This window comes from Acetitomaculum ruminis DSM 5522 (genome assembly GCF_900112085.1).
In the GTDB taxonomy this organism is placed as follows: domain Bacteria; phylum Bacillota; class Clostridia; order Lachnospirales; family Lachnospiraceae; genus Acetitomaculum; species Acetitomaculum ruminis.
Genome location: NZ_FOJY01000010.1, coordinates 84043 through 96964 on the forward strand (window position 1 = coordinate 84043; position 12922 = coordinate 96964).

Below are 12922 nucleotides of genomic sequence, written 5' to 3' on the forward strand. Positions count from 1 at the left end.
TAATTAACATAAAAACCCCAAAAATCGCCTTATTTTTGGTACTTATGTACTAAAAATTTTATTAAAATAATAAATTAATTTTAAATAGGGGGGTTAAGAGGGCAAATAATCCCACCGATGTATAAGTTGTAACAGATGAAGCTGTGTTTGATGAAAGAAATGAAAGTTTTGTTTAAGAGTTTGGGAGTGATAATATACTTTGCTAGCGATGTAATAAGTAAAAGTAAGAAAACCAAATAGTAAAAAAGTTAGAAACCAAAAGACAAAAAGTCTAATAAACTTAAGAAAAACCCAAAGGTTAACCAATAAGAACCCAAAAATTTAAGTAAAATTAAAAAACCAGTGAATCTATTAACAATCGAAAATCTGTAAATGAGTCAGCAGGTTTGAGATTAAAAGAAGCTTATTAAAAGGTACATCCAAACCAGATTTAAAACCGTACCGGATAAGTGGAAAAAACAAAAGTAAAAAAGTAAAAGTAAAAAGTTTATTATTACCATGCAAGGATGACTGGTAATAAAAACAAAAGGTGGTAAAAACCGCCTGCCATAGCATTCAAGGAGGATAATATTATGGTAGTACAGCACAATCTGCAGGCAATGAACGCTAATCGTATGCTTGGCATCACAACAGATGCACAAGGCAAGTCAACAGAGAAACTTTCTTCAGGTTACAGAATCAACCGCGCAGCTGATGACGCAGCAGGACTTTCAATTTCCGAAAAAATGAGAAAACAGATAAGAGGTCTTACAAGGGCTTCTGACAACGCTCAGGACGGTATTTCCTGCGTACAGACAGCTGAGGGTGCACTTTCAGAAGTAACCGCTATGCTTCAAAGAATGAACGAACTGGCAATTCAGTCTGCAAATGGAACAAACTCAGAAGACGATAGAACAGCTATCCAGGACGAAATTAAACAGCTTACAACAGAAATCGACCGTATAGCTGAAACCACTAAATTTAATGAAACCTACCTCTTAAAAGGTGTAGGAGATTCAAAATATACCACATCAGGTGGCCAGATTTCCGGCGCTACAAAGGCAGGGAAAGTTATTCCATCTACATTAGAAAATGCCACTGGAAATAAATATGAAGGTATAATCTCATCTACTCTTGGTAAGGGAACATTAGATACCTTTGAAATAACCTATACAGATAAATTAGGTGAATCTCAGACAGCAAAGATAGAATTTACTATTGGAGAAGATGATAATGAAACAGCTGCCAATATAGCAAAGGCAGTTAATGAAGATGAAGATTTAAATATCATCTTTAATGCTACCACAGGAGAAGACGGAAGACTTTTCCTTGAGTCAAAGAGAAATTACTATGAACTTCAGGAATTATCAAACGGAGCAAGTGCTTATCAGCTTGTAGATGTAACCTTTGGCTCAAGTAATGAAGGTGGAGAAGATAAATTAAAGACCTTAATGTATAATCCAAAGTCAGGTGTTACAAATAAAGAAGCCACACACGCAGATAATAAAGAATGCTTTTATAAAACAGACGCTAAGGGTGATACTTATTCCATAGATTTTACAAAGCTTAAAGATGGTTCAACAGTTACTATAGATGGAGTAACCTATACCTTTGATTCAAAAAATTCTGATGGTACTAAGGCCAACACTTTTAAAAATATTGAAGAATTACAGGCATTATTAGGTGGAGCTTATGATGTAAGCGGTGTAGTAGGATTTGTAGGAAAGAAATATTCTACAGCAGGAGCAAAGAGTATTAATGGTGTAAATACAACTTATGATATTGTGTCAGAGACAGCTATAGCTACAGCTACTATACCTACAAATGCAGTCGCAACTGATGGTTTAAAATTGGTACCGGATACATTAATAACTCTCTCACCTGGTGCATCAGAAGGTCAGGCAGGTCTTTCTACTGGTGCTGATATTAGTACTGATACAAAGATGGTTCCAAGAACACTTATTGTAGCGGACACTGACTATACTGAAACCAGCGACATGAGCTTTAGCATTAAGATCACCAGAAAGAAACAATCCGAGGAAAGCAAAACCACAGCTTCCAAGGAACCATTGGAATTACGCTTCCATGTAGGTGCCGACTCAGCGGATACCAATAAGATAACCGTTAAGATAGATGCCATGGATGCTTCCACTATAGGAATCAGGGATAAGGATGGAAATTCCATTGACCTATCTACAGAGGAAAGCGCAACCAAGTCAATAGATACCATAGCGGCAGCCTTAAAGGTAGTATCTGCCCAAAGATCAGCACTTGGTGCAGCTCAAAACAGACTTGAGCATACCATCGCAAACCTTGACAATATTGTTGAAAATACCACAGCAGCTGAATCTGCAATTCGTGATACAGATATGGCTGAAGAAATGGTTCAATACTCAAAGAACAATATTCTTGCTCAGGCAGGTCAGTCAATGCTTGCTCAGGCAAACCAGTCAACACAGGGTGTAACAACCTTACTTGGATAGAAATAGAGTATAAACAAAAAACAAAAGCTTTTAGTTTAGTAATTTCACCAAACCGGTTTACAAGACATAAAACCCTGCATCTGTTTTTGGTGCAGGGTTTTTTTAATAAAAAATTTATTGATGTATTCATATTTTTACCAAAAGTGGCCGATGTATGAATATGGCAATATTTTTTTAAAATTTTCAAAAACAAAAAATAACAGGAGAATGCTTATGAAATTATTGATATATCAATGGAATTCCCTAACCCATGAATATATATACAAAGCTCTTGATGAAATGGGCATTGAGTACAATATAGTTCACTACATGGGTGTAAAAGAGATGAAAAAAGAAGAAGTATTACAGGCATTTATAGCTCAGACAGAAAAACATATCTTCGAAGAAGGCTATGATGCTCTTTTTTCCATTAATTATATAGACTTCTTGTCTCAGATTGCATATCATACAGGGATTTTATATATATGCTGGAGCTACGACTCCCCGTCCTTGGGAGGCGACCCGGCTACCCATTTTTATGATACCAACAGAATCTTTTTGTTTGATTCCTATGAAGTTGAGGAGCACAAAAAAAGAGATGTTCCCCATGTCTATCATATGAACCTGGCTGTGGATGTTAAAGAAATGAATAAATTTAAAATAACTCCCCAGGAAAAATTAAGGCTAAATTCTGAAATATCCTTTGTAGGTCAGCTGTATAGAACAGAAATCGCCGAAGCTTTAGAAAGCCTTAATTCCTATAAGTCAGCCTATGTGGATGCCCTGATAAATATTCAAATGAATACCTATGATGCAAATCTTCTTAGGGAATTAATGTCAGAAGATTTTGCATATTTTTTAATAGATAAAAATCCGGAATTTGAAGAACATGTAAAAAATTCTCCAAGAAATAAGGGAGAAGAAGGAGGAATCTACTCCTATGCCATGTTAGAAAACTTCCTTATGAGAGCTGTAACCAGCAGGGAAAGAATACTTCTACTTAGCCTTCTTTCAAGAAATCACGGAGTAAAACTATTTGGCTTTGATAAAAAAATCGACCCTTTAGAAAATGTAATATTTGCAGGACCTCTTGATTATAAGGAAGAAATGCCAAAACTCTTCCCATGTTCAAAAATAAACTTAAATATCACCGTTCGCTCCATTCAGTCTGCCATCCCACAAAGATGCTTAGACGTAATGGCATGTCACGGATTTTTAATGACCAACTATCAGCATGATTTGTTTACGGAATTAGAAGACGGAGTGGATATGGTAGTTTATTACTCCATAGAAGATGCTTTGGAAAAAGCTGATTTTTATTTAAAACATGACAAGGAAAGAGAAGAAATAGCCATGAACGGTTATAAGAAAATGAGAGATGTTTTAAATTACAAAAATCAATTAACAAAGATTTTTAAAATAAGCGGTTTATAATGGGAGGATTTTATGAAGTGTTTATATTTTAGAGAGGATACAAGGCTTTCAAAGCATATTGAAGAACTCATAAAAAAAGAACTTCCTGATTCAGATAGCTACATATTACCTAGGGAAGTAAGACATGAAAGCTTTAATGTATTAAGAGAAAGACAAAGGAAGGAAATCGCAGAAAGACTGGTTCAAAGGGACTTTGACTTTGTTTTTAGCGTGGGATATTTTCACGAGCTTTCCTCCTTTTGCCAAATGATAGGATGTATCTACATCTCTTGGATAGTAGAGCTTCCAAATCTTGATATGTTTAGAAACAGTATAACAAATAAATGTAACTGCATATTTGTGGCAGATAGTTTCTGGGTAGACTGGCTAAAACAAAGAGGAGTAGAACAGGCCTACTTTATGCCGGCAGCAGCCTACAAGGCTGAAAGAAGTTTAAACTTTGCAGAATACGAAGTAAGCTTTATAGGCTGGTATCCTAAGATGAAAACCACCAGCCCTTTCTATCAGCTTTTAAAAGTTTCTTTACCTTGTAAAGGCTATTTAGACGGCTTGGTTCATACCCAAAGGGTTATTCATGGCAGGGAAATAGTTTCAAATTCCATAATTCCTCAGGTAAGGGAAGAACTCTTAAAATATGACCCTATAAGAGTGCCGCCGGATGTTATATTAAATATAGATGAAATCTATACTTGGTTTGAGATATTTCCACAAGTAATAAGACAGGAGCAGGAGCTCTTTTTCAGAGACTTCCCGGGAACGGTATCTGTCTTTAATGGTCAACAGGCAGAAGAAAAGATAAAATACCCTGTCTATCCATATCCTAAGGATGAAGAAATAGGAGATATAATAGCAAGTACTGACATAAATATGCACTTGCCAAACAGATATTATATACATGGTATGGATCCTCTCTTTTTTGAAATTCTTTCAAGAGGAGGCTTTATGATAACTCCAAAGATAAAGGATATGGAGGAATATTTTGAGGATGAAAAAGACCTCTTTGTACTAGACAGAGTCACTGGTATAAGAGATATTATGGATAAGATAAAAAAGGATTATGACTATGATAAAAAGGATGCATTGGGAGACAGGGTCTACCAGAAAATAAAAGAAGGTCATACCTATGACATAAGAATAAAACAACTAATAAAAATGATATAGAGGTGGGATAGATTTATGAAAGAAATTGTAATAGTAGGATCCTATAATACTGCTTTAGTGGCTACCAAGTATTTTAATAAGACAAAAGATTATGAAGTAACATTGGCGGCTTTAAACGCAGGAGTAGATGATTTTAGAAAATTAAAAATAGTAAAGCAAGTTTGTGCTGAAAGGGAAGCCTATGGCAGGCGAATTCCTTGGGATAAGTATGAAGTAGTTGTTATGCTGGTAAGCGGCCCTCCTTCAAAACTAATGAGAAGACGACTTATAAAGGCAGGAGCACCAGAAGAAAAGTTAATGGATATGTCGGAAGCATATAGCCTTTTAGAAAAGAAGGATAAGATGCGCTGTCTTCAGGAATTTTGGAATGCAAGTTATAATTATCAAGAGGAACTGGATGAAGAATTTGGAGACTTTACCTATGGGGCAAAAAATGGTTTTTATGCTTCTGAGACTCCTGATTGTAAGATGCGTATAGGTAGATTTTGTTCCATAGCTCATGGTTTTTCACCCTTGGTAGGGGGAGGTCATTCTCCACAGTATAATTCTACCTTTCCATTTAATGTACGATTTAGTAAGGATTTTGATTATATTAAAGGACAGCCCATTTCAAAGGGACCAATTATTATAGGAAATGATGTATGGCTTGCTCAAAATGTAACTGTTATGTCAAATGTAAATATAGGAGATGGTGCCATAGTAGCAGCAGGAAGTGTAGTTACCAAGGATGTAGAGCCCTATACCATGGTAGGAGGAGCCCCTGCTAAAGTTATTAGAAAAAGATTTGATGATGACAGGATAGAAAAGCTTCTTGAAATGAAATGGTGGGATTGGGATTATGAATCCATTTACGATGCCATCCCCCTTTTACAAAGTGAAAAAATAGATGAATTATATGATTTTTATAAAAATGTCTATCTAAAGGAAAGACTGGAAAAAAGAATTGATTTTTCTAAGATAAATTTAAGTGTAAGTGTATATGGAGACACTTTAGACGGTCATCTTGGCTGGAATAAACCTGTAAAAAACGGGGTACCTTGTAAAAATGTGGGAGAAGAAAACAGGCTTTCTGCCATAAAAGTAGACTTAGAAAGCGATTATGATTTAAAACTTTCCTATAGATTGTACTTACATGATAGTGGTTGGACTGATTATGCTCCAGCAGGACAAGTTTGTGGCAGTGATAATATCGTTAATTATATTCAGGCGATTCAGGTAAAACTTGAAGGAAGTGATGCTGATAAGGTATGGCTAACTTATAGAGCCCATATTCAAGGAAAAGGCTGGCTAGATATTAAGTTTAATGATGAAATCACAGGAGAGACAGAGGGAGATTTTCATCTAGAAAGCTTTATGATAAGAATAGGAGAATAATTTTTTAGAGTCGGTACAGTTGCCGGCTCTTTTTACAAATTTTGGAAAAGTATCTTCTTATCTTGCAAATGAAGGAAAAAGGTGCTAAAATACTTTTCGTGAAAATTTCTTAAAGCCATATTTTCTTATGGTTATTCCACAAATATCTATGTTATAATTTTTAGAAAGGAAATAAATGACTAATAAGGATAATAGTTATATTGATAAAGAACTTTCTTTGGCAGATTTAAAAGCTCAATATGACACTTATGTAAAAAGATTGTTAAGCGACAAAGAAATTTTAGCATTCATTCTTATTAATACTATTAAAGAATTTAAGGATTATAGTATTAAAGAGGCTAAAAAAGCAATTGAAGGTGACGTAAAAACAGATTTAATAAGTGTCAGACCCTCCAAAGAAAATTTAAAAAGGATATTTTCAGAGGATGAAAAAGGGAAAGAAAATAAGAATGTTTATCAATCAGAAAAAATATTTGGATTAAATACAGAAAGCAAAATTCCCGGAGAAGGGAAAATGAATTTTGATATTGTATTTACGGTACGCACAATAAAAGGTGAAAGGCAAAAGATTTATATTAATTTAGAAGCCCAAAAAGATTTTTATCCAGGATATGACTTGGTAACAAGAAGTATAGTCTATTGTTCCAGATTAATATCAGAACAGATGAATCATGAATATGACGGATCAAATTATGATGGGGTGAAGAAGGTTTATTCCATTTGGATTTGTATGAACGCAGTGTAAGCAATCCCCCGCTTCAAAAGCGTAAGCTTTAAGCGGGGGTATAAGCTTACTAGTGTCAGAAGGGGTTAAAGCCCCTTCTGACAGGTGGCACAAAGTGCCACTGCGTTCATGAGGAAGTAGCGAAGCGGATTCCGAATGTCCGCTTTACTTCACCCATTAGAAATGCAAATAAGGAAAAAGTATCCGATACAATAGTTGAATACAGCATTTCCCCGAAAGTACTTTACAATGACAATAGGGATGAAGAAAATGTAGCTAAGGGAAGATTTGATTTATTGACATCAATATTTATTAATTTGACGGATAAAGAAACGAGTTCAAAAAACAGAACTATAGCAATGCTTTCAACACTCTTATCAAAAGATATGCCGTCCCAAACAAAAAAGAAGGAATTAGAAAGCAATTACAATATAAAAATGACAAAAGAATTGGAAGGAGCAGTGGCGAAAATGTGTAATTTAAGCGATTTAATAGTTGAAGATGCAATAAAAGAGGAAAGAGAACGTTCAAAAAAAATGATTAACAAAAAAGATAGAGAAATTCGCATGTTAAGAGATGAAATAGCAAGATTAAAAGCCTTAAACAAAAAATCTCAAACAGGAATAACAAAAGAGTAAGATAAAAATCTATTATAGGAAAGATATAGTAACAGTAAAAAACAACATAGATTTGCTGGAATATATAAAAGATATAGAAGCTTAAAATGGTTCCTTTTGAAATATCCTTTTTGATTTTCATAAGCTAAAAAGGATATATATCAAAAGGAGCTTTTTTTATCCCTCTTTTATAGCTTCATTAAAACAGATGGAAATCCTACCTAATTTGTCTCATATATATAAACTCCCCATTTTTTTCGGTAACAAAAATATGTCTTAAAAAAACTTTTTAAAAAGCCATAAGCCTTTTTTTGGTACAAAAGCTTGTCTAAAAGCCCCAAGAAATAGCCTTTGTCGTATAAAAACCATATCCCTTAAGTTTTTTTGAAAAAAATTTTTCCCTTTTGAAAAAAGTTTTTTTGTGATTAATATTACTCAAAACTACTATAATAACATTATTTCAACAAGGCGTTAATTGCGTAATAAAGGTATATTATGATATAAATATATTGTATTTAAGGGATATTTTTATATTTACTTAATATAAAAAATTTTTAATTTATACTTTATTAATAAATAGTACCTAAGTACCCCGGTACCAAAGTACGATATAAGTTATGTAATTAAGAAAAACCATTTTGATAAAAGAACCTTTACCCTGTTTTAAGGATGAGACGGGGTGAAAAACAAAAATGTGATTCTAAGAAAAATTAAAGGAAAAAAATAAGAGTCACAAACCATACAATTCAAGGAGGATAAGATTATGGTAGTACAACACAATTTACAGGCGATGAATGCAAACCGTATGCTTGGCATCACAACAACAGCACAGGGAAAATCCACAGAAAGACTTTCTTCAGGTTATAAGATTAACCGTGCAGCAGATGACGCAGCAGGACTTTCAATCTCAGAAAAAATGAGAAAACAAATCAGAGGTCTTAGCAGGGCTTCGGATAATGCTCAAGACGGTATCTCTTGTGTACAGACAGCTGAGGGTGCTCTTTCAGAAGTTACCTCAATGCTTCAAAGAATGAATGAATTAGCAGTTCAGTCAGCAAACGGAACAAACTCAGAAGATGACCGTACAGCTATCCAGGATGAAATCAACCAGTTAACTACAGAAATCGACCGTGTAGCTGAAACTACAAAATTCAATGAAACATATCTTCTTAAAGGTGTAGGAGATTCTACCACAAAGACTAGTGGAACAGAAATTTCTGCAGCTACAAAAGCTGGTAAAGTTATTGAATCTAGCATGAAAGAAGCTACCGGAAATAAGTACACAGGTATCATTCACTCTACACTTGGTAAGGGAACAGAGGATACAATTACTCTTACTTACACAGATAAGTTAGGAGAAACTCAGGAAGCTAAAGTTACCTTTACAGTAGGTGAGGATGATAATGAGACAGCTGCAAATATAGCTAAAGCTATTAATGAAAGTGATGACTTAAAGGATATCTTTGATGCTTCTACAGCAGAAGATGGAAGACTTGTTCTTGAATCAGATGCTAATTACTATGATATGCAGGAATTATCCAATGGTGCTTCTGCTTATAAACTTACAGGTGTTTCCTTTGGTTCAAATGATGAAGCTACTGAAGCTAGCTTAAAGACAACAATGACACAACCATCTGATATAGGTACATCAACAACAAATGCTGTAAAGAATGCTTTTGACGAAGTTAAGGCTGAAGGAGATTCTTATACTTTAGATATTTCTAAGCTTACAGATGGAGCTACAGTTACTATTGATGGAAAAACCTATACTTTTGATTCAGGAAATACTCCTCAAACTGGTGCTAGAAAGGCAAATACTTTTGGTTCTGTTGCAGATTTACAAAAACTTTTAGGAAATGATTATGATGTAAGTGCTTCTATGGCTTATAAAGGAACAAAGTCTTCTATAGGTACAGCTACAGCAACAGGCGCAGCTGCAAATACTAACGCAGTTGATACCTACTCTTATGGTAAGGTTACAGAAGATACTGTTGTTACTAATACACTTGCAACAAATGTAACACTTGTACTTACAGCTGTTTCAGCAGGTGCTTCTGGTGGTGCTAGTGAAGGAAATGATGTTCTTACTGGTACTTATACAGATAAAGCAGGAGATGCAAAACCAGCTGTTAAGACATTTGCTACTGCTACAGCAACTGCTGATTCAAATGATATGAGTCTTATGCTTAAGATTACAAAGAAGACTCCATCAGAAGAATTAAAGACATCATCTTCTAAAGATGCATTAGAACTTAACTTCCATGTTGGAGCTGACTCATCAGATACAAATAAGATTTCTGTTTCTATCGATGCTATGGATGCTACTACCTTAGGAGTTAGAGATGCTAAAGGTAAGGCAGTTGACCTTTCTACAGAAGAAGGTGCTACAAAGGCTATAGATACAATCGCAGAAGCTCTTAAGAAAGTTTCATCACAAAGATCTAGTCTTGGTGCTATCCAGAACAGACTTGAGCATACAATAGCTAACTTAGACAACATCGTTGAAAATACCACATCAGCTGAATCTGCAATCCGTGATACAGATATGGCTGAAGAAATGGTTCAGTACTCAAAGAATAACATTCTTGCTCAGGCTGGTCAGTCAATGCTTGCACAGGCAAATCAGTCAACACAGGGTGTATTATCAATACTTGGATAATATTTAAAAGAGTAATGAGCTCAAGCAGTGCAAAACACAATGTTACGATTCATTGCTAGATAAATTGTAAAAGGCCTGTATCCTTTCGGGGGTACAGGTTTTTTTTAGCGGATGATTTTTACAATAAATTTAGGAAATTAGTAATAAACTTTATTTATTTAAGGTTAATTTAAAAGAAAATATTTTTTTTTATTAACATATCACTGCTGGTTCTTAAGTACCAGAAAAAATCCCCCGATATATCTAGTGTAAAAACAAAGAAACATTTTTTAACAGAGAAGAGATGTTTCTGTAATTAAATTAACACTTTTGTAACAATATCGTTATTCACGGATGAATATCGATGAAAAACTAAATTGTGACCTTCACATATCGGGTCACAGACCATATTCAAGGAGGAAAATATTATGGTAGTACAACACAATTTACAAGCAATGAACGCAAATCGTATGCTAGGTATCACAACAAATGCACAGGGAAAATCCACAGAAAGACTTTCTTCAGGTTATAAGATTAACCGTGCAGCAGATGATGCAGCAGGTCTCTCAATTTCCGAAAAAATGAGAAAACAGATCAGAGGTCTTAGCAGGGCTTCAGACAATGCTCAGGACGGTATCTCTTGTGTACAGACAGCTGAGGGTGCTCTTTCAGAAGTTACCGCGATGCTTCAAAGAATGAATGAACTTGCAGTTCAGTCAGCAAACGGCACAAACTCAGAAGATGACCGTACAGCTATCCAGGACGAGATTAAACAGTTAACTACAGAAATCGACCGTGTAGCTGAAACTACAAAATTCAATGAAACCTATCTTCTTAAAGGTGTAGGAGAAACTGTTACTAAAACCACCGGAACAGAAATTTCAGCTGCTACAAAAGCAGGAAAAGTAATCGAATCAAGCTTTACAGAGGCTAGAGGAAATATTTATACAGGTATAATCAGTTCTACATTAGGTAAAGGCACTGAAGATAGTGTAACAATAACCTATACTGATAAGCTTGGTGAAAGCCAATCCAAAAAAATTAGCTTCATAATAGGTGAAGATGATAATGAAACAGCTGCCAATATAGCAAAAGCTATTAATGAAGATGAAGATTTAAAAGAAATCTTTGATGCTTCTACAGGAGAAGACGGAAGACTTATTCTTGAATCCGATGCAGATTACTATGATATGCAGGAATTATCTAATGGGGCTTCTGCTTTCCAGCTTACAGCAGTAGAGTTTTGGTCAGATGATCAAGGTGGTGAGGCAAAATTAAAGACTGTTATGAAAAATCCTGATGCTATAGGAAAAACTACAGGTGTAGCTGGTACTCCTCCAGCCTTTAGAACCGATAAAGCTGAGGGTGATGCTTATACTCTTGATATTTCTAAGCTTACAGATGGAGCTACAGTCACCATAGATGGAAAAACTTATACTTATGATTCCACAAATGAACCAGATGGTACTAGAAAAGCTAACACCTTTAAGAACTTTGGCGAATTACAGAAGTTGTTAGGGGTAGATTATGAAGTAAGTGCTTATGTAAATTATCAGGCACAAAAAAGATCTGTATCAGGTGTTAGCTCAATTAATGGTGTTACTACAACATTTAATGTTGTCACACAAGAAACGGTTGTTACAAGTGCTTTATCTAGTAGTGTATTGCTGTCACTTAATTCAGATATTACTACAGCAGATAATGTATCCGAAGTAACTACAGGTAATAGTGGTTTGCTCTCAGCTGATTCTGCCAGCGTAGTAGTAGATGGTACAGATGCTGCTTCATCAGTATATGATGTACCTAAGACTTATGCTATAGCTACTGCTGCAACATCCACCGATATGAGTCTTATGCTTAAGATTACCAAGAAAAAACCTTCAGAAGAATTAAAGACTACATCTTCTAAGGATGCTTTAGACCTTAACTTCCATGTAGGAGCTGACTCAGCATCTACTAATAAGATTTCAGTTTCCATCGATGCTATGGATGCTACCACCTTAGGTATCAGGGATTCCAAGGGAATAGCAGTAGATCTTTCTACAGAAGAGAGTGCTACAAAGGCTATCGATACTATATCAGAAGCTCTTAAGAAAGTATCTGCTCAAAGATCCAGTCTTGGTGCTATTCAAAACAGACTTGAGCATACAATAGCAAACCTTGATAACATCGTTGAAAATACAACATCCGCTGAATCTGCTATTCGTGATACAGATATGGCTGAAGAAATGGTTACTTATTCAAAGAATAATATTCTTGCTCAGGCAGGTCAGTCAATGCTTGCTCAGGCTAATCAGTCAACACAGGGAGTTTTATCAATCCTTGGTTAATGTTTTTACGCTTAAACTTAAGCATCAGAGCGCCTGACATCAGGATCTTCGCCCTCTCAATCCTTTAAGGAGGATAAGGGAAAGCGTCAAAACTTCTTAGAAAAAAGCGTAATCAGGAGAGGACTCAGCAGGGAAATGCACTGCAAGCGAAAAAAGCATAAGCAGGAGTGCGCTAAACTAAGGAAAAAAAAAGTAAATTGTAG

At 35.2% G+C, this 12922-nt stretch carries 8 protein-coding genes; all 8 read left to right on the forward strand.

Features of this window, described 5'->3' with window-relative positions:
* Positions 1-572 precede the first annotated feature (572 nt).
* The 8 genes from BM153_RS14130 (at position 573) to BM153_RS13980 (ending at position 12719) form a co-directional block, all read left to right on the forward strand.
* Entirely contained in the window at positions 573-2462 is a 1890-nt protein-coding gene (locus tag BM153_RS14130) for a flagellin N-terminal helical domain-containing protein (protein WP_278278330.1), read from the forward strand.
* 213 nt (positions 2463-2675) lie between these two features.
* The gene (locus tag BM153_RS08010; RefSeq protein WP_177205616.1) at positions 2676-3875 is read left to right on the forward strand and encodes a glycosyltransferase family protein; all 1200 of its coding nucleotides are present in this window, start codon (positions 2676-2678) and stop codon (positions 3873-3875) included.
* A 12-nt stretch (positions 3876-3887) separates the two neighbouring features.
* Positions 3888-5036 carry a glycosyltransferase family protein gene (locus BM153_RS08015; RefSeq protein ID WP_092872524.1) on the forward strand — a complete coding sequence of 383 codons (1149 nt, stop codon included), beginning with the start codon at positions 3888-3890 and terminating at the stop codon, positions 5034-5036.
* A gap of 15 nt (positions 5037-5051) precedes the next feature.
* A complete protein-coding gene (locus tag BM153_RS08020) occupies positions 5052-6410 on the forward strand; it encodes a CatB-related O-acetyltransferase (RefSeq protein ID WP_092872526.1) in 1359 nt (452 codons plus the stop codon).
* 175 nt (positions 6411-6585) lie between these two features.
* Positions 6586-7155 (forward strand): hypothetical protein, encoded by a 570-nt coding sequence (locus BM153_RS08025; protein WP_092872528.1) that lies wholly within the window; start codon positions 6586-6588, stop codon positions 7153-7155.
* A 275-nt stretch (positions 7156-7430) separates the two neighbouring features.
* The gene (locus BM153_RS08030; protein WP_092872530.1) at positions 7431-7772 is read left to right on the forward strand and encodes a hypothetical protein; all 342 of its coding nucleotides are present in this window, start codon (positions 7431-7433) and stop codon (positions 7770-7772) included.
* A 742-nt stretch (positions 7773-8514) separates the two neighbouring features.
* Positions 8515-10410, forward strand: a complete 1896-nt coding sequence (locus tag BM153_RS14135) for a flagellin N-terminal helical domain-containing protein (protein WP_278278331.1) — start codon at positions 8515-8517, stop codon at positions 10408-10410.
* 407 nt (positions 10411-10817) lie between these two features.
* On the forward strand, positions 10818-12719 hold the full coding sequence (locus tag BM153_RS13980) for a flagellin N-terminal helical domain-containing protein (protein ID WP_242949095.1): 1902 nt from the start codon (positions 10818-10820) through the stop codon (positions 12717-12719).
* The last annotated feature ends 203 nt before the right edge of the window (positions 12720-12922 follow it).

Bases quoted from the DNA above. Each gene is read 5' to 3' on its own strand.
- BM153_RS08020 (WP_092872526.1), top strand. From the start codon at position 5,052: ATGAAAGAAATTGTAATAGTAGGATCCTATAATACTGCTTTAGTGGCT.
- BM153_RS13980 (WP_242949095.1), top strand. From the start codon at position 10,818: ATGGTAGTACAACACAATTTACAAGCAATGAACGCAAATCGTATGCTA.
- BM153_RS08015 (WP_092872524.1), top strand. From the start codon at position 3,888: ATGAAGTGTTTATATTTTAGAGAGGATACAAGGCTTTCAAAGCATATT.
- BM153_RS14135 (WP_278278331.1), top strand. From the start codon at position 8,515: ATGGTAGTACAACACAATTTACAGGCGATGAATGCAAACCGTATGCTT.
- BM153_RS14130 (WP_278278330.1), top strand. From the start codon at position 573: ATGGTAGTACAGCACAATCTGCAGGCAATGAACGCTAATCGTATGCTT.
- BM153_RS08010 (WP_177205616.1), top strand. From the start codon at position 2,676: ATGAAATTATTGATATATCAATGGAATTCCCTAACCCATGAATATATA.
- BM153_RS08025 (WP_092872528.1), top strand. From the start codon at position 6,586: ATGACTAATAAGGATAATAGTTATATTGATAAAGAACTTTCTTTGGCA.